This is a genomic window from Streptomyces sp. NPDC005955, assembly GCF_042871255.1.
Taxonomy (GTDB): Bacteria; Actinomycetota; Actinomycetes; order Streptomycetales; family Streptomycetaceae; genus Streptomyces.
On sequence record NZ_JBIAIF010000001.1, the window covers coordinates 949,515 to 966,139 of the forward strand.

General features: G+C 73.8%; 14 protein-coding genes and 1 pseudogene. 6 read left to right on the forward strand and 9 right to left on the reverse strand.

Going from position 1 to position 16,625, the window contains the following annotated elements; translation table 11 throughout:
• Window positions 1–366 precede the first annotated feature (366 nt).
• Both ACFYOU_RS04035 and ACFYOU_RS04040 read left to right on the forward strand, forming a co-directional pair.
• On the forward strand, window positions 367–1,224 hold the full coding sequence (locus ACFYOU_RS04035; RefSeq protein WP_391303387.1) for an alpha/beta fold hydrolase: 858 nt from the start codon (window positions 367–369) through the stop codon (window positions 1,222–1,224).
• A 107-nt stretch (window positions 1,225–1,331) separates the two neighbouring features.
• Complete coding sequence (locus ACFYOU_RS04040; RefSeq protein ID WP_391303388.1) at window positions 1,332–1,859, forward strand: hypothetical protein; 528 nt, start codon at window positions 1,332–1,334, stop codon at window positions 1,857–1,859.
• Between the two features lie 10 nt (window positions 1,860–1,869).
• On the opposite strand, the gene ACFYOU_RS04045 is transcribed toward ACFYOU_RS04040, so the two are convergent.
• The 5 genes from ACFYOU_RS04045 to ACFYOU_RS04065 all read right to left on the reverse strand — a co-directional run bounded on the left by ACFYOU_RS04045 (window position 1,870) and on the right by ACFYOU_RS04065 (window position 6,557).
• Window positions 1,870–2,448 carry a hypothetical protein gene (locus tag ACFYOU_RS04045; protein WP_391303390.1) on the reverse strand — a complete coding sequence of 193 codons (579 nt, stop codon included), beginning with the start codon at window positions 2,446–2,448 and terminating at the stop codon, window positions 1,870–1,872.
• Window positions 2,445–3,710 carry a hypothetical protein gene (locus ACFYOU_RS04050; RefSeq protein WP_391303392.1) on the reverse strand — a complete coding sequence of 422 codons (1,266 nt, stop codon included), beginning with the start codon at window positions 3,708–3,710 and terminating at the stop codon, window positions 2,445–2,447. The genes ACFYOU_RS04045 and ACFYOU_RS04050 overlap by 4 nt, the downstream gene beginning before the upstream one ends.
• 3 nt (window positions 3,711–3,713) lie before the next feature.
• Window positions 3,714–4,457 carry an ATP-binding cassette domain-containing protein gene (locus ACFYOU_RS04055; RefSeq protein ID WP_389765724.1) on the reverse strand — a complete coding sequence of 248 codons (744 nt, stop codon included), beginning with the start codon at window positions 4,455–4,457 and terminating at the stop codon, window positions 3,714–3,716.
• Between the two features lie 104 nt (window positions 4,458–4,561).
• A complete protein-coding gene (locus ACFYOU_RS04060; protein WP_391303395.1) occupies window positions 4,562–4,927 on the reverse strand; it encodes a hypothetical protein in 366 nt (121 codons plus the stop codon).
• A 418-nt stretch (window positions 4,928–5,345) separates the two neighbouring features.
• Window positions 5,346–6,557, reverse strand: a complete 1,212-nt coding sequence (locus ACFYOU_RS04065; RefSeq protein WP_391303397.1) for a helix-turn-helix domain-containing protein — start codon at window positions 6,555–6,557, stop codon at window positions 5,346–5,348.
• A gap of 304 nt (window positions 6,558–6,861) precedes the next feature.
• Here ACFYOU_RS04065 and ACFYOU_RS04070 point away from each other — a divergent pair, with 304 nt between their 5' ends.
• Window positions 6,862–7,140 carry a hypothetical protein gene (locus ACFYOU_RS04070; protein WP_391303399.1) on the forward strand — a complete coding sequence of 93 codons (279 nt, stop codon included), beginning with the start codon at window positions 6,862–6,864 and terminating at the stop codon, window positions 7,138–7,140.
• Window positions 7,137–7,298 carry a hypothetical protein gene (locus ACFYOU_RS04075; RefSeq protein ID WP_391303401.1) on the forward strand — a complete coding sequence of 54 codons (162 nt, stop codon included), beginning with the start codon at window positions 7,137–7,139 and terminating at the stop codon, window positions 7,296–7,298. Before ACFYOU_RS04070 ends, ACFYOU_RS04075 begins: the two co-directional genes overlap by 4 nt.
• Window positions 7,299–7,319: 21 nt before the next feature.
• Here the strand turns inward: ACFYOU_RS04075 and pdxH are convergent, their stop codons facing one another.
• On the reverse strand, window positions 7,320–7,964 hold the full coding sequence (pdxH, locus tag ACFYOU_RS04080) for a pyridoxamine 5'-phosphate oxidase (protein WP_389765933.1): 645 nt from the start codon (window positions 7,962–7,964) through the stop codon (window positions 7,320–7,322).
• Window positions 7,965–8,391: 427 nt separating this feature from the next.
• Here pdxH and ACFYOU_RS04085 point away from each other — a divergent pair, with 427 nt between their 5' ends.
• Complete coding sequence (locus tag ACFYOU_RS04085) at window positions 8,392–9,495, forward strand: citrate synthase (protein WP_391303403.1); 1,104 nt, start codon at window positions 8,392–8,394, stop codon at window positions 9,493–9,495.
• A gap of 85 nt (window positions 9,496–9,580) precedes the next feature.
• Here the strand turns inward: ACFYOU_RS04085 and ACFYOU_RS04090 are convergent, their stop codons facing one another.
• Both ACFYOU_RS04090 and ACFYOU_RS04095 read right to left on the reverse strand, forming a co-directional pair.
• Entirely contained in the window at window positions 9,581–10,618 is a 1,038-nt protein-coding gene (locus tag ACFYOU_RS04090; RefSeq protein ID WP_389765934.1) for an isopenicillin N synthase family dioxygenase, read from the reverse strand.
• 639 nt (window positions 10,619–11,257) lie between these two features.
• Window positions 11,258–12,247 (reverse strand): annotated as a pseudogene (locus tag ACFYOU_RS04095) (DMT family transporter); the annotation flags it as partial.
• 185 nt (window positions 12,248–12,432) lie between these two features.
• Here ACFYOU_RS04095 and ACFYOU_RS04100 point away from each other — a divergent pair.
• Window positions 12,433–13,374 (forward strand): LysR substrate-binding domain-containing protein, encoded by a 942-nt coding sequence (locus ACFYOU_RS04100; RefSeq protein ID WP_391303405.1) that lies wholly within the window; start codon window positions 12,433–12,435, stop codon window positions 13,372–13,374.
• A 50-nt stretch (window positions 13,375–13,424) separates the two neighbouring features.
• On the opposite strand, the gene ACFYOU_RS04105 is transcribed toward ACFYOU_RS04100, so the two are convergent.
• Window positions 13,425–16,295: an FAD-linked oxidase C-terminal domain-containing protein gene (locus ACFYOU_RS04105; protein WP_391303407.1), complete on the reverse strand. Its 2,871-nt coding sequence runs from the start codon at window positions 16,293–16,295 to the stop codon at window positions 13,425–13,427.
• Window positions 16,296–16,625: the final 330 nt, after the last annotated feature.

Sequence of the window (16,625 nt, forward strand, 5' to 3'; positions counted from 1 at the left end):
GACCGGAACCGGCCCCGGCGCCGTACGGCGCCGGGGCCTGCCCTCCCCCTCGACGACCCGGAGCCCCGAGCTCCCAGGGTCATCCCCTTCGGACCGTGATCCCCGAGCGGCCCGCCTCCCGGGAAAGATCTCCCCAGGACCGGGGCGAGCAATCCTCGGGACCCATCACCCGAACGAGCGATGTTGCGGACGAAGACCATCCATCCGAACAAGGGTTCGATAATCTGACGTCCGTAGGTCCACCGGGCGCAGGGCGGGTCGCCAGACCACCGCATCCGCCCCGTCCCGCTCACACTCAAGACCCGCAACAGCCCAGAAGAGCGTGCAGGCGGCCCGGCGGGCCGCCATCGAGGGGGTGCCGGAGCAATGGCGAGGCGAATCGACGTGACCGGGGCGGGCGGTGTGCGCCTGGCCGCCTGGGACTTCGCCGACCCGCCCAAGCCGGGGCGGCGGAACGCGCCGGGCGTGCTGTTACTGCACGGTCTGATGGGCCGCGCCTCCCACTGGGCGGACACCGCCCGCTGGTTGGGCGAGCGGCACCGCGCGATCGCCCTGGACCAGCGCGGGCACGGCCGCAGCGACAAGCCCGTCGACGGCCCCTGGGACCGGGAGGCGTACGTCGCGGACGCCGTGGCCGCGCTGGAGCAGCTCGACCTGGCGCCCGCCGTGCTGATCGGCCACGCCATGGGCGCGCTGACGGCCTGGCAGCTCGCCGCGCGCCGGCCGGACCTCGTACGGGCCGTCGTCGTCTGCGACATGCGCGCCTCGGCGCTCGGACCGGCGTCGCAGCGCGAGTGGGAGCACTGGTTCGGCACCTGGCCGCTGCCGTTCGCGACCCTCGCCGACGTCCACAAGTGGTTCGGCGAGGACGACCCGTGGGTGGAGCGGCCCCATCCGTCGCGGGGCGCGTTCTACGCCGAGGTGATGGCCGAGTCGGCGGACGGCTGGCGGCCCGTCTTCGACCCCGCGCAGATGCTGGCCTCCCGCGCGGCCTGGGCGCACCACGCCCACTGGGACGAACTGGCGCAGGTCCGGTGCCCGACCCTGGTCGTGCGCGGACTCGACGGCGAGTTGGGGCGGGCGGAGGCGCAGGAGATGGTGCGGGTGCTGCCGCAGGGCCGGTACGCGGAGGTCGCCGATGCGGCGCACCTCGTCCACTACGACCAGCCCGAGGCGTGGCGCGCGGCGATCGAACCGTTCCTGGAGGACCTCGCACCGGACTGACGGGAACCCACCGACCCGGCCGCGCGTTGCCAGGACGATCTGATCGTGTGACGTGTGACGGATGACCCGACGGCGGCGCGGTCGACGTCGGGAGGAGTGAGCACCGTATGGCCATGGTGGGCCTGTTCTGGATCGCCGAGGGCGATGTGTACGTGGGCGCGAAGCCGTCCGGTTCGGCTCCCGGGGTGCGGCTGACCCCCGAGGGCGTGCTGCCCCTCGGCGACGGGCAGCCCGGCTTCCACCTGTGGGAGGACGTGCACGCCCTGACGGTGGTGGACGTCCCCGCGAAGACCCTGGTGCGGCAGGTCGGCGCGGTCAAGGACCTGGTCCTGGACACGGTGCTCAGCCTGGCGATGGCCGGGGCCCCGGGCGGGCCGTACGAGGCCCCGGCGCTGATGACGGTGCGCGTGGAGACGCCCGACGGCGAGCACGAGTTGTCGGCCCACGTCGCCGCGGCCGCCGGCTACTCGTCGACGGAGGTCGTCCTCTCCCGCGCCCTGCTGTCCCGGCTCACGGAGGGCGCCGCGACGCTGGTGACGACGCTGGCCGCGATGTCCGAGTGGGGTCGCCAGCAGGACGGGGACACGCCGCGGGCGGCGGAGCGCGAGGAGTTGCTGCGGAGTTGGGTGGGCTAGCGCTCCGGGTTCAGGGGGTGGTGGAGGGCCGGTGGGTGAGTGCGGTGGTGGTGCCGAGGAGGAGGGTGGCGAGGGCCAGGGCGAGGGCGGTGCGGGAGTCGGCGGGGTGCAGGACCCAGGCCCAGCGTTCGGGTCGGCCGCCGGGTCCCCAGCCGGCGGCGGCGCAGCCGAGGGGGGCCACGGCGATGAGTGCGCCGGCGGCGCGGTGTCCGACCCAGGGGTGGAGGAGGAGGGCGAGTCCGATGTAGCCGGCGATGTTGCGGCTGAGGACGACGGCCATGTCGGTGGGGTGGAGGAGGAGTGCGGCGGTCAGGACGGTGGCGGCGAGGGTGAGGGCGAGGGCGACGTCGAGGTGGCGCGGGGTGCGGACGGCGACGTTCTCGGTGGGGTGGTCGGCGCGGGCGGCGCCGTGCATGAGGAGGACGGCGGGGGTGAGGGTGATGAGGTGGCCGACGAGGAAGTCCCCGGCCTGTCCGGTGAGGGCGGGGAGGGGGAGGTGGGCGGTGCCGATGAAGAGGCCGAGGAGCCAGGTCGCGGCGGTGCCGATCGCGAGGGCGTGGGCGGCGCGGATCTTGAGCCACCAGATCATCGGGTGCCCTTCCCGGGGTCGAGGTCGGGTCGGGTGCCGCAGGTGGTGAGGGCGGCGCGGTTGCGTTCGTACCAGGCGAGTTGGACGTCGCGGGGCTGGTCCCTGACCTTGCGGGCGAGGGCGGCTTCGGGGGCGCCGAAGCGGCCGGCGACGACCGGGTGGGGTTCGCCGGCGGTGGCGTAGAGCCAGGCGGCGAGGGGGAGTTCGGCGTCGGCTGCGGGGTAGGGGGCGCCGCGCAGGGCGCAGGCGGGGGGTTCGGGGAGGAGTCCGGAGGCGACGCCGGCGGGGACGTCGGCGGCGGTGGCGTCGGTGGGGATGCCGAGTTTGCTGGCGCCGGGGCCGGGTCGGGCGGCCATGGTGAGGGTGTCGGGGACGGGTACGCCGGCGCGTTCCAGTCGGGCGACGACGGTGCGGGTGGCGCGGTGGACGGTGGCGGGGTGGCGGACTTCGGGCCAGAGGCAGACGGTGGGGCGGCTGCCCGTGCAGTGCAGGGCGGCCGGTGGGCGGGGGCGTACGACGGTGTCGGTGAGGTCGCGGGCGAGGTGCGCGGCGAGCGCGGTGCCGCCCGCGGTCAGGGCCAGGGCCGTCAGCAGGGCGGGGAGTCGGCCGCGGAAACGGATGAGGGCGAGCGCGCCGAGGCTGACCGAGGCGGCGAAGGCGCCGGCGCTCCACAGGGCGCTGGGGTCGAGGGTTTCGTCGACCGCGCAGCAGCCGTCCAGGCCGCCGGCGACGAGGTGCCGGGGCCACCAGAGGGTGAGGGCGGCGGGGTAGGCGTTGACGACGAAGCTGCCGACGAGGGCGAGCGGCGCGGCCAGCACCCCGGGCAGCACCCGGCCGACGACCGAGCCGACCAGGATGTTCGCAAGCAGCAGCCCGACCATCACCAGCAGCACGCCCGGCTGGGGCAGTCCGGGGCCCACCCCGGCGGCGCTGACGGAGGTGAACAGCGCGGCGAGCAGGGCGAGCAGGCCCAGGACGGCGACCGGGAGGAGCACGGGGGCGGTGATCGCCAGTGGGCCGCGGGCGGCGGTCTGGTCGAAGACCCGGCCGCGGGTGAAGCGGGCGACCTCCCAGGCGGCGACGCCCGCGCAGACGGCGTTGACGAACGGCAGGGCGAAGGTGGCGTTGGCGGTGGCGGAGGGCCAGTAGCCGACGGTGACCCAGGAGGACAGGTCGTCGCCCAGGGCCAGCAGGACGAAGCCGATCAGGAAGGGCAGGGCCCAGGTGGCCGCGGAGGACCGGAGCGCGGTGCGCAGCAGCACGGATCAGACCTCCCGTCCGACGAGTTGGGCGTAGGCGGCCTCGGCGCGTTCCCGCGGGGAGGGGTCGGCGGCGGCGAGGGCGTAGAACTCGGCGGTGGTGCCCTGGAAGCGGACGTGTCCCCGGTCGAGGACGACGACCTGTTCGTAGAGCGCGGCGAGGTCCTCCGTCTGGTGCGTCGACACCACGACCTGCACCGTGGCGCTCAGCTCCTCCACCAACGTGCGGAACACGCCGCGCTGTTGGGGATCGAGGCCGGCCGTGGGTTCGTCCATCAGGATCAGCTCGCTGCGGTGGGTCAGGGCCGCGGCGATGCCCATGCGCCGCAGCTGCCCCCCGGAGACCTGATGGCTCTTGCGGTCCGCCAACGCCTGGAGCCCCACCCGCTCCAGCGCCCGGCTCGACGCCTCCCACGCCGCCCCGCGCGACAGGCCCTTCAGCCACCCCGCGTACGCGACCTGCTCCCGCACCGTCAATCCGGGTACGGCGGTGACCTGTTGCGGGATCCAGGCGACCGCCCTTCGGTACCGGGCCGTGGCCCGTCGACCGGTGGGTGCCTCGTCCGCCCAGGTGACCGTCCCGCGCGGGGGCCGCAACTGCGAGGCGGCGAGTGCCATCAGGGTCGACTTGCCGGCGCCGTTGGGTCCGAGCAGCACCGTGGACGGACCCGCGAGGCACAGGTTCAGGCCGGAGAACACCTCCGCGTTCCGGTGGTAGCGAAAGGAAAGATCACGAAATACCAAGGCCATGGGTCGCACAATCCGCCGACCTCACGGCGGAGGCGGCTAGTCAGCGGCAAGGGGGGGACGCCCCGGCTGCCGACTCGCTCCGGGACGTCCCGAGTATGGCGGGATCAGTATTTCGTCGTCACGGAATCCACCCAGAGGAAGCCCCCGTTCCAGACACCCCAGAGTTCGAAGTAGTAGGTGCCCTTCGACACGTCCTTCCAGGTGGCTGTCTTGCAGGTGTTGGTCCTGGTTCCCTGGTTCTTGTCCGGCCCGAAGACGTCGCGCCACAACTTCAGCTGGGCCTTCCGGAAGCCGCCGCCCCCGTCGGACTCGCAGCCGCGGAAGCGGACGGAGGTCTTGACGGAGTCCCGGTTGCCGTCCGTCCAGCGGCGTGACTCGTCCCCCGGCTGCCAGGCCGAGATGTACGAGGAGAAGCTCCCCTCGGCGTGCGCGGGGACCACACCGGCGACCCCCAGCAGCACGGCGCTCACGATCACACCACGCGCAACACGTCGCACTTTCGCACTCATGCCTTTCCCCCTGTCTGGCGATCCCGGGCGGAACCGCCTGGAAATGCGGAGGAAGGGTGCACTCGCCTCCCCCCGGATGACGCATGCACAACTCTGCGCCGACGATTGCATATCGACACTATCCGCCTCGAACACCTCGCATGAGATGACCTCTCATGAATGACCGAATGCGGGGAGGTGTGTGGATCATGAATTAACTTGTATGAAGAGAAGTTGATCTGAATACCCGCGGCTCAGAGGAACGGGCCGTACGAATACCCCGGGAAGGGGTCGTTCGCGGGCGGTTGGCCGGTTCCACGAGTACGGTGCGCGGTGCTCGGTCGGGGGTGCTGCCGCGCCGGGCGGCTCCCGTCTGCTGCCCGGCGGCGGGTCAGGGGGGTCAGAGGGGGATGCCGGCGAGCTTCGCCGTGCGCAGCAACTCCGGGTTGCTGCGCCGGTGCAGGGAGGACACGACCCGGAACACCTCGCGTCCCATCGGGTTCGTCCGGGCCATCTGCGGGGCGGTCTCCCAGGCGATCCGGAGGTTGGTCAACGCCCCGTCCCGGTCGCCGACGTCGAGTCCCGCCCGAGCCAGGTTGATGCGGGTCGCGGCCACCCGGGTCGGAGTCAGATCGGCCAGCGCGGCGTCGACGTCTGCGGCCATCGCCAGGGCCTCCCGGGGACTGCCCAGGTCCAACCTCGTGGCCAGGACGTGTGTGGTGGTGTTCCGCACGCCGAAGATCATGGAGTGGCGGTGCCACTCGACCCCCGCAAGCTCCTCAGCCGCGTTCCAGGCGGACCTGATGTGCCGTTCGGCCTCCCGCCGGCCCTCGCTCTTGTCCTCCAACCGGCCCGCAAGGGTCATGCCCCGCAGGTTCAGGACGCCCACCGCGAAGGCCCGCTCCCGTCCGGAGAGCGACGGACTCGACTGGGCGGCCACGATCGCGCGCTCCACCAAGGACAGCCCTCCCTCGTAGTCGCCTCCATTCAGGTACGCCCCGGCCCGGTCCCGGTCAGCGATGGCCGCCCCCAACGGATCGGCGCGCTGGTGCACGGCCCAGCGTTGCCGAGTGACGGCCAGCTCCGCCATGTCCATCCAGCGGTGTCGGGCCGCCAACCAGTAGACGGCGCTGTACGCCTCGGCCAGCGAGTTCCACGCCTCGGCCGAATGCACAGCGAACGCGTGGGCCGTCGCGTCCCGGAGCAGGTTCGGCAACAGTTGCGTCAGGCGGGCCACGTCGAAGGCGTCGCGAAGGGCACTTGCACGCATCACCCCATCGCGCAGGTCACTATCCGTCACCGTCCGTTCCGTGGGTACGTCGTAGTCACGCAACGCCGAGCGCAGATCAGTGAGCGACTCTTCCGCCTCCTGGTGCACAGCGGCCTCCCCCAGCACCTCCGCGACGGTCAACCCCATGGGCTTGCCGAGCGCAGCGGCAACCGCGGGGGTCAGGGCTCTGTCCCCCACCTCGATCTTGGACAAGAGCGAGAGCGACACTGCGGCTCGTCGTGCCAGTTGGGCCTGTGTCAGCCCGTGCGCCTTGCGCAGGACCGCCAGGTTCTCGCCGGGCGCCAGCCCTGCTGTGAATTCGGAGTGGCCCGGTGCGCTCATGACTTCCACCCTCCTCGCGATGTGCGTACTCACCCCATGGTCATGGACCGCTTTCCCGACCCACGAGCCTTGTGCAACCCATGTGCAAGTCCGGCCACTTCGGGGCGCCGTTGACTATCTGTACACGATCGAACACAACCCGGCGACCGGGGTCACCGGTTCGGGTCGGTCATCCTGAAAGGGAGTCGACAACGTGGATCGAGACACCGAGGAAACGAGCAGGTCAGGGCCACCGGCCGACAACGGACCACGCCTCGTGCGGTTGCTGCCCTGGAGTACCGACCAGGGCAAACCGTGCTTCTTGGTGAGCGATGCGGGCGGTGCGACCGACGGCGGGCACAGCGTGCTCGGACGGATGGCGGACGACCTGGAACGCATGCACCTCCGACACGCCACCGTGCTGCTGGACCGGGCCGGGGAGCTGATCGCGGACCAGCGGGCCGACAGACGCGAACTGCGGTTCCTGGCCGACCAACTGCGCACGTCCTTGCGGGAAGTGACCCGGATCGCGGACAGCCGGGGCGCCCGACTGACCGCGGCGTCAGGGTCGGACGGGACCGAGCGAACGGCGCGCGACGCGTGACCCGGGCACCCGTCCGGCACCGGCGGGCCCCGCACCGGCGCGGTCGACGGCTGGCCGGGTGGGCGCGCGCCGGGGGCGGGCCGCTGCTCGTGGCGCTGCTCGGCGTCGGTCTGCTCGCCGTGCTCGGCGGGGTGCTCGCCCTGGCTGCGATGAGCTGAGGCGGGCGGCGGCCCGGGGGCTCAAGGGCTGAGGCGCTCCACGTGCCACGCATCGCCGCCCGCGGCACCGCGCACGTAGCGGAGCCGGTCGTGGAGCCGGTTCTCGCGGCCCTGCCAGAACTCGACCGTCTCGGGCACCACCCGGAAGCCGCCCCAGTGCGGCGGTACGGGGACCTGCTCGCCCTCGGGGTAGCGGGCGGCCAGCTCCTCGTACGCCCGGTCCAGCTCGGCGCGGGAGGCGACCACCGTCGACTGGCTGCTCGCCCAGGCGCCGAGTTGGGAGCCGTGCGGTCGGGTGCGGAAGTACGCGGCCGTCTCGTCACGGGCGGTCCGGGTCGCCGTACCCGTGACGTGGACCTGCCGGGCCATCGGGTGCCAGGGGAAGAGCAGCGCCACGTGCGGGTTGGCGTCCAGGTCGCGGGCCTTGCGGGAGCCGTAGTTCGTGTAGAAGACGAAGCCCTCGTGGTCGAACTGCTTCAGCAGGACGGTACGGGAGCTGGGGCGGCCCTCGGCGTCCGCGGTGGACACGATCACGGCATTGGGCTCGTACAGGGAGCCCTCGTCCGCGGTGCGGACGGCGTCCCGGAACCAGCGCGCGAACTGGTCCACGGGGTGGGCCGCCAGTTCGGCCTCGTCGAGACCTCGGGCTCGGTAGTGCTCGCGCATCACGGCCGGGTTCGGATGATCGACGGAGTCGCGGTTCACCCCGTCATCCTGCCGTACCGGGGCGGGCGACGGTACGAGGGGGCGGGGCGCCGGCGGGACGGACCGGCCGCCCCGGAACAAGAACATGGCACTCAGTGCCGCAAACTCTCCCGTTTGGTGGCACCAAGAGATACGGTCTTCCTGTCGAACCGGTTGGACGGCCCCCTCCACGGGGCATCACCGGGAGGACGGGTCGGTTCCGTGCGCCCCGGGACGGCCGTGGAACCGACGACGGACCCCGCCACCGCCGTCCACCAGCACTTTCATAGCGCGCAGCACGATCCCCCGGCCGTCGCGTACCCCGCCCGGCCGCCGCACACGGTCATCCGCACGGCCACCCCCGGGGCACCCCCGCGGCCGTGCGCCGTCCACACAGAGGAGCCGCCTCATGTCCGATTTCGTACCCGGACTCGAAGGAGTCGTCGCGTTCGAGACGGAGATCGCCGAACCGGACAAGGAGGGCGGCGCCCTCCGCTACCGGGGCGTCGACATCGAGGATCTCGTGGGGCACGTGTCCTTCGGGAACGTCTGGGGCCTGCTGGTCGACGGGGCGTTCGCCCCCGGGCTGCCCGCGGCGGAGCCCTTCCCGATCCCCGTCCACTCGGGTGACGTCCGGGTGGACGTCCAGTCGGCGCTGGCCATGCTGGCGCCCGCGTGGGGGCTGAAACCCCTGCTCGACATCAGCGACGAGCAGGCCCGTGACGACCTCGCGCGCACCACGGTGATGGCCCTGTCGTACGTGGCGCAGGCCGCGCGGGGCCAGGGGCTGCCGATGGTTCCGCAGCGCGAGATGGACCGGGCCGGTTCCGTGGTGGAACGGTTCATGATCCGCTGGCGCGGCGAGCCCGACCCCCGGCACGTGGCCGCCGTCGACGCCTACTGGACGTCGGCCGCGGAGCACGGCATGAACGCCTCCACGTTCACCGCGCGGGTGATCGCCTCCACCGGCGCCGACGTCGCCGCCGCCCTGTCCGGCGCGGTCGGCGCGATGTCCGGACCGCTGCACGGCGGGGCGCCCTCCCGGGTGCTCGGCATGATCGAGGAGATCGAGCGGACCGGCGACGCGCAGGCGTACGTCCGGGGCGTGTTGGACCGGGGCGAGCGGCTGATGGGCTTCGGGCACCGCGTGTACCGGGCCGAGGACCCGCGGGCGCGGGTGCTGCGGCGCACGGCACGGGAGTTGGGTGCGCCGCGCTTCGAGGTGGCGGAGGCGTTGGAGAAGGCGGCGCTGGCGGAGCTGCACGCCCGCCGGCCGGACCGGGTGTTGGCCACCAACGTGGAGTTCTGGGCGGCGATCGTGCTGGACTTCGCGGAGGTTCCGGCGCCCATGTTCACGTCGATGTTCACGTGTGCGCGTACGGCCGGCTGGTCGGCGCACGTGCTGGAGCAGAAGCGGACCGGACGGTTGGTGCGACCGTCCGCGCACTACGTGGGCCCCGGGGTGCGCAGCGCGCGGGGCGTGGACGGGTACGCGGACGTCGCGACGGGCTGAGCGGGCGCGCCGGCGCGCGTTCCGAGGCTCGTGCGTTCCGAGGCACTGAGTGCCTCGGAACGCGTGGCGTCCTCTTCCGGCGGCCCTACGCGGGGACCAGGAGCCCGGTGTGGTGCCGGGTGACGACCTGGGGGTGGGCGCGCAGCTTGCCCTTCCACTCGTTGCGGCCGAACTCGGCGTGCAGCGGGTTGGCCGGGTCGGTCGTCACCCCGGGTGCGAACGGTGCGTACGGGAACGGCAGCGGGTCGATCCGGGCGTCCAGTCGCGGATTGTGGAAGTACGGGACGGAATAGCGTTCCGTGGCGCCGGGCGGGCTGACCACGCGGTGCCGGGTGGCCACCAAGTAGCCGTCGGTGGCGACTTCGAGGAGTTCGCCGAGGTTGACGACGAAGGCGCCCGGCATCGGCGGCACGTCGTGGAAGGCCCCGTCCTCGCGCTGGACCTGGAGCCCGCCGACCTGGTCCTGGAGCAGCAGGGTGAGGAACCCGTAGTCCTTGTGGGCGCCGACGCCCTGGTCGGTGCCGTCGTCGGCGCTGCCGGGGTAGCGGACCAGCTTCAACTGCGGGTGGGCGCCCGGCCCGAAGGCGGGGGCGTAGAAGTCGGGCGGCGCCCCGATGGCGGTGAGCAGTTCCCGGAGCAGCCGGTCCGCGACGGCCCCGAGGTGGGACATCCAGGCCAGGGCGAGGGTCCGCAACTCGGGCAGGGCGTCGGGCCATTGGTTGGGGCCCTGGAGCCACCAGTACGCGGGCTCGCCGGGGGCCGGTGCGCGGACGGGTCGTTCCGCCCCGATGTCGAGTTGGTCGCGCCAGTCCCGGCTGCCCCCGGTGCGTTCGTCTCCGGTCCGGGTGTAGCCGCGGAAGTGGGGCGAGTTGACGATGTCGAGGGCTCGGCGTTCGGCCTCCGGGAGGGCGAAGAACCGGCGCACGGCGGAAGTGAGTGCGGTGGTGCGGGCCTCGGTGATCCCGTGCCCGACGAGTTGGAAGAAGCCGACGCGGTGGGCCGCGTCGTGGAGTTGCGCGTGCAGCAGGGCGCGGGCCTGGGGGCCGCGGTCCGCCGCGGAGAGGTCGATGACGGGGAGATCGGTCACGACGGGGGACTCGCTCGCGCCGGGGGAATCGTCCATCGCGGGGAGATCGGTCAGCTGGTGTGCGTGCGGCGCCGTGGCCTCGGTCGACGGGTGGGTCGGGAGCACGGGTCTGGGGAAGTGCGTCATGGTGTGTCCGCTGGGGTACGGCACGGTGCTGCGCCGGGGTGGGGCGAGCACCGGCTGCCTGAGCTGATGGGGGCCGGAGTCAGGCGGAGGACCGACAGCTCGTGCTGGTGACCCGGACGTAGTCCACGTGGCGACGGCGTACGAGCGGAGACATGTCGCCAGCGTACTGCGGAGCAGGACGCTCCGGAGGTGCCGTGGGTCACAGGGGGCGGCAGGTGTCCCCGGGGCGCACTCCGGGGCCACCCGTCCGGCGCAATCGGCTGGGACGTTCCGGTGGGCGGGGGCGTTCCGGTGCGGGGGCGCACTCCAGCGGGTGGGCGCACCCCAGCGGGTGGGCGCGTTCCAGGGGATCGGCAGGCCCGCTCACTCCTGGGCGGGCCGTGATGCGGCGGGCCGCGGCTCAGCGGGCTGCGGCTCACCGGAGCGGGGCTCGTCGTACCGGGAGTCACCGGGCTGCCGCTCGATGGGGCCCGACTGCGCGGACCGCGGCTGCGCGGGCCGTGACGTGCGGACGATCCGGGACCACCGCCGCGGACCGTCGGCCCGGGCCGCGCGCCCCTTCCCGCGCCCCACCTGAGTGCGCACCGCACCCACGCTCGCCGCGATGACCAGGGCGATGGCCGCCGACTGGGACACCGTCAGGGTCTGGCTGAGGACGAGGAAGCCGGCCGCCGCGGCGATCGCCGGTTCGAGGCTCATCAGGACGGCGAAGGTGGAGGCGGGCAGCCGGCGCAGCGCGAGGAGTTCCAGCGTGTACGGGAGCACCGAGGACAGTACGGCGATGGCCGACCCCAGGAGCAGGATCGACGGGTCGAGCAGCTTCGCGCCGGAGTCGACGATCCCGAACGGCAGGATCAGCACGGACGCGACGAGCATCGCGAGGGCGAGCCCGTCGGCCTTGGGGAAGCGGCGGCCGGTGCGCGCGGAGAAGACGATGTACGCCGCCCACATCACGCCCGCCGCGAGGGCGTAGGCCATGCCGACCGGGTCGAGGGTGCCGAAGCCGCCGCCGCTGAGCAGGAACACTCCGGCGAGCGCGAGGCCGGCCCACAGCAGGTTGACCAGTCGGCGGGAGGCGATCACCGAGAGGGCCAGCGGGCCCAGTACCTCCAGGGTGACCGCGGCGCCGATGGGAATGCGGGCGGCGGCCTGGTAGAAGAGGGCGTTCATGCCGGCGAGGGCGACGGCGAAGGCGATGACCGTGCCCCAGTCGGCGCGGGAGTGCCCGCGCAGCCGGGGGCGGCACACCGCGGCGAGGATCAGCGCCGCGACGACCAGGCGCAGGGTGACCACGCCGAACACGCCCGCGCGGGGCATCAGCCCGACGGCGAGGGCCGCGCCGAACTGGACGGAGACCCCGCCGGCGAGGACCAGCCCGACCGGGCCGAAGGAGCCGAAGCGAGCCGCGAGGCCGCCGGGCGCGGCGCCCTCGGGACCGGGGGTGCCGGGCGCGGCGCCGGAGGTGGTCGCAGCAGCCGGGCTTCCGTCGGCGGCTCCGCGGGCGGGCAGGACGTCCACGGGACTCCCTCCATAGATCATCACAATGAACCGTTCAGTGCACCATAATGCACTCATGGGTGGCGCGACACTCGTTTGTCCGGGCACCGAACGGGCCGAAACGCACCGAACGGGGGACGGTCCGCCCCGCCGGTCCTCCACCCCACGCTAGGCGCCCCGCGCGCGCCCGTGAAATGCCGATCGGTCCCCGCTTATGCTTCACCGACATGAGCGCTGACAGCGGTGCGGGAGCACGCCCCGAGGACTCCGGCGACGGTGCCCCAACGGGCCGCCCCGGCAGTCTGCGCACCCTGGAGGTCCGGCACCTGCGCTGCTTCCTCGCCATCGCCGAGGAGGGCAGCATCACCCGTGCGGCCACCCGGCTGCGGCTCACCCAGCCGGCCGTGTCCCGCACCCTCGCGGCCCTTGAGGACGCGCTCGGCGTGCGGCTCGTCGACCGTTCGACGCACCACCTCGCCCTGACCGCCCGGGGCCGCGCCTTCCGGGACCGGGCGCGGGCCGCGGTGACCGCCTTCGAGGACGCCCTGACGGCCGGGCGCGGCACCCCGCGCCCCCTGCGGGTGGGCCACCCCTGGTCGGCCCTCGGCCCGTACACGACCCCGCTGCTGCGGCGCTGGCGCACCGACCACCCGGACACGCCCCTGGAACTGCTGCGGATCGACGACCGCACCGCGGGGCTGACCCGGGGGCTGGTCGACGCGTCGTTCCTGCGGGGGCCGGTACGGGCGCCCGGCCTGGAGTGGACCCGACTGTACGAAGAGGGCCAGGTCGCCGCGGTGCCCTCGGACGGGCCGCTGGCCGGACGGGACGCGCTGCGGCTCGCCGACCTCACGGACCGGACGATCGCCCTGAACACCGTCTCCGGGCTGACGTCCCTGGACCTGTGGCCCGACGCGATCCGCCCCGGCTCGGTGATCACGGTCGCCAACACCGACGACTGGCTGAGCGCCATCGCCGCCGACCGGGCGGTCGGGGTCTCGGCCACCGGGACCGCGGACATGCACCCCCACCAGGGCGTCACCTACGTCCCGTTGGTCGATGCGCCGCCCGTGCCGGTGTTCCTCGCCTGGCGCGCCGGTACGGACGGGCCGCCGGTACGGGACCTGTTGGCGCTGGCCCGGGAAGTCGTCGCCCAGCGCCCCGAGTGACCGCCGGTGCGCCGGTCAGCGGTCAGCCAGGTGTCGGCTCCTCGGTCGGTTCACGGGCCCGGCGGCAGTGCGTCCGCCAGGATCTCGGCCAGGTGTCGCCCCCGCACCCCCGCGAGCTGGTCGAGCTGGGTGCGGCAGGAGTAGCCGTCCGCGAGGACCACCGCGTCGGCCGGCGCCGAGCGCACCGAGGGCAACAACTGGTCCTCGGCGCACCGCACCGACACCTCGTAGTGGCCGCGGCCCCGCTCGAAGCCGAAGTTGCCGGCGAGACCGCAGCAGCCGCCGCTGAGCGTCCCGGTGAGCCCGGCCGCCTCGCGCAGCCGGCGGTCGGCGGCGTCACCGAGGACGGCGTGCTGGTGGCAGTGGGTCTGGCCGACGACCGGCCGGTCCAGCCGGGGCGGACGCCAGTCGGGCGCCCGGGCCTCCAGGGTTTCCGCGAACGTACGGACCGCCGCGGCCAGTTCGGCGGCGCGCGGGTCGTCGGGGAGGAGTTCGGGGAGGTCGGTGCGCAGGGTCGCCGCACAGCTCGGTTCCAGGACGGTCACCGGGGTGCCCGGGCCGACGTCCGCGTCCAGGAGGTCCAGGGTGCGGGTCATGACCTTGCGGGCCAGGTCGAGTTGGCCGGTGGAGACGTACGTCAGGCCGCAGCACACCCCCGGCGGGGACAGTCGGACCGCCTGCCCCGCCGCCTCCAGCACCCGGACCGCCGCCCGGCCCACCCCGGGCGCCAGGTGCTCGGTGAAGGTGTCCGGCCACAGGAACGTGACCTGGTCGGAGGAGAGGATGCGGGTGCCCGGGGGTACGGGGCGGCGGGCGAACCAGCGGCTGAACGGCTGCGTGGCGAGGCGGGGCAGCTGCCGCCCCGGTGCCACGCCGGCCAACCGCTTGCCGAGCGCCGCCCACCGCTCGCGGCCGGCCAGCGCGTTCACCAGCGGGGCGGTCCGGGTGGCCGCCGCCAGCCGCAGCCACCGCGGGAGGCGGCCCATCGCGTAGTGCGCGGCGGGCCGGACCCGGCCGGCATAGTGGTGGTGCAGGAACTCCGCCTTGTACGTGGCCATGTCGACGCCGACCGGGCAGTCCGACCGGCAGCCCTTGCAGGACAGGCACAGGTCCAGCGCGTCGCGCACCTCGGTCGACCGCCAGCCGTCCGCGACGACCGCGTCGGGCGCGCCCGCCCGGCCGGCCAGCATCTCGTGCAGCAGTCGGGCCCGGCCGCGGGTGGAGTGTTCCTCCTCGCCGGTGGCCCGGAACGAGGGGCACATCACGTCCTGACCCGGCGTCGTCGTCCGGCACTTGGCGACGCCGACGCAGCGACGGACCGCCGCGGCGAAGTCCCCGCCGTCCTGCGGGTAGCCGAACTCCACCGGGACCGGCGCGCGGGGCAGCACCTCGAACCGCAGGTTCTCGTCGAGGCGCGCCGGGTGGACCAGTACCCCCGGGTTGAGCAGACCGGGCGGGTCCCACACCGCCTTCACCCGCGCGAACAGGGCGGTCAGTTCGGCCCCGTACATCCGCGGCAGCAACTCGGCGCGGGCCATGCCGTCGCCGTGCTCCCCGGACAGCGACCCGCCGTGCGCCACGACCAGGTCGGCCAGCTCCTGGGAGAAGGTCCGGAAGCGGGCGGTCCCCTCCGGGGTGAGCAGGTCGAAGTCGATCCGTACGTGGACGCAGCCGTCGCCGAAGTGCCCGTACGGGGCGCCGCGCAGTCCGTGCGCGGACAGCAGCGCCCGGAACTCCCGCAGGTACGCGCCGAGTCGGGCCGGGGGCACCGCGCAGTCCTCCCATCCGGGCCACGCCTCGGAACCGTCCGGCATCCGGGTCGCCGTGCCGGCCGCGTCCTCCCGGACGCGCCACAGCGCCCGCCCGGCGACCGGGTCGGTGACCACCCGGGCGTCGAGCGCGTCGGCGGCGCCCACGATCCGGTCGGCGGCCGCCCGTGCCGCGGCCCGCGTTTCGCCGCCCGTCTCCACGAACAGCCAGGCCGCGCCCCGGGGCAGCCCGCCCACCGCGGCACGGGGCACCAGGTCCGCCGCCATGCCCTCGACGGTGAGCGGGGCGTACGGCAACAGCCCCGGCGCGGCGTCCGCAGCGGCGCCCTCGTCGGCGTAACCGAGGACCGCGAGCGCCCGGGCCGCCGGGGTTTCCACCAGTCGTACGGTGGCCTCGGTGAGCAGTCCCAGGGTGCCCTCGGAACCGCAGAACGCCCGCGCGACGTCGGCCCCGTTCTCGGGGAGCAGCGCATCGAGGGCGTAACCGGAGATGCGACGGGGCAGGGCGGGGAAGCCGGTGCGCAGCAGGGCCAGGTGCGAGTCCACGAGGGGGCGCAGACCGGCGGGCGCGCCGGCCCAGTCGCGCCCGAGCCGGCTGAGGCCGGCTGCACGGCCAGGGGCAGTGCAGAGGGCGGCGGTCAGGGCGGTGACGTTGTCGGCGGTGGTGCCCCAGGCCACCGAGTGCGATCCGCAGGCGTTGTTGCCGATCATCCCGCCGATCGTGCAGCGGCCGTGGGTCGACGGGTCGGGTCCGAACGCCAACCCGTGCGGTGCGGCGGCCTCCTGGAGCCGGTCGAGGACCAGACCGGGTTGCACGGTGGCGGTGCGCGCCGCCGGGTCGAGCGCCAGGACCCGGTTCATGTGCCGGGTGAAGTCGAGGACCACGCCGGTGCCGGTGGCCTGGCCCGCGATCGAGGTGCCGCCGCCCCGGGCGACCAGCGGCACCCCGTACTCCCGGCAGAGCGCGAGCGCCGCGACGACGTCGTCCGCGTCCCTGGGCGAGACCACGCCCAGCGGCACCCGACGGTAGTTGGACGCGTCCATCGTGGTCAGGGCGCGCGCGGTGGTCCCGAAGTCGACCCCGCCGGCCACCTCCGCGCGCAGCGCCGCCCTGAGGCCGTCGGGTTCGGTCCGGGTGCCGTGATCCGTCATGGCTCCAGCATCCCCCGCCGGACTTCCCGGGCGGGGGAGGCGGGTCGGTGCGCGGACGGGAGGGCGTCGCGCGCGTGGGATAGGGGGCGTTGCGGGGAATGGCACGACGTGCCAACGGCCATGTACGTAGTCGGGCCGTCCACTTCGGTCCGGACGGGGAATCCGATCGCCGTATACGAGGCGGTCGGTATGTCCCGCATGACAGAGCCGCCGGATGGGGAGGGGGAGGGATAGCGAGAAACGGAAGAGAAACAAGCTACGGAGGAAACGAGTGGGACGGGGGTGGCACGGTGAGAGGTGAGCGAATCGGCGGCACGAGCGCCGTGGCGA

Bases quoted from the DNA above. Each gene is read 5' to 3' on its own strand.
- ACFYOU_RS04035 (WP_391303387.1), top strand. From the start codon at position 367: ATGGCGAGGCGAATCGACGTGACCGGGGCGGGCGGTGTGCGCCTGGCC.
- ACFYOU_RS04040 (WP_391303388.1), top strand. From the start codon at position 1,332: ATGGCCATGGTGGGCCTGTTCTGGATCGCCGAGGGCGATGTGTACGTG.
- ACFYOU_RS04045 (WP_391303390.1), bottom strand. From the start codon at position 2,448: ATGATCTGGTGGCTCAAGATCCGCGCCGCCCACGCCCTCGCGATCGGC.
- ACFYOU_RS04055 (WP_389765724.1), bottom strand. From the start codon at position 4,457: ATGGCCTTGGTATTTCGTGATCTTTCCTTTCGCTACCACCGGAACGCG.
- ACFYOU_RS04065 (WP_391303397.1), bottom strand. From the start codon at position 6,557: ATGAGCGCACCGGGCCACTCCGAATTCACAGCAGGGCTGGCGCCCGGC.
- pdxH (WP_389765933.1), bottom strand. From the start codon at position 7,964: ATGCGCGAGCACTACCGAGCCCGAGGTCTCGACGAGGCCGAACTGGCG.
- ACFYOU_RS04085 (WP_391303403.1), top strand. From the start codon at position 8,392: ATGTCCGATTTCGTACCCGGACTCGAAGGAGTCGTCGCGTTCGAGACG.
- ACFYOU_RS04090 (WP_389765934.1), bottom strand. From the start codon at position 10,618: ATGGACGATTCCCCCGGCGCGAGCGAGTCCCCCGTCGTGACCGATCTC.
- ACFYOU_RS04100 (WP_391303405.1), top strand. From the start codon at position 12,433: ATGAGCGCTGACAGCGGTGCGGGAGCACGCCCCGAGGACTCCGGCGAC.
- ACFYOU_RS04105 (WP_391303407.1), bottom strand. From the start codon at position 16,295: ATGACGGATCACGGCACCCGGACCGAACCCGACGGCCTCAGGGCGGCG.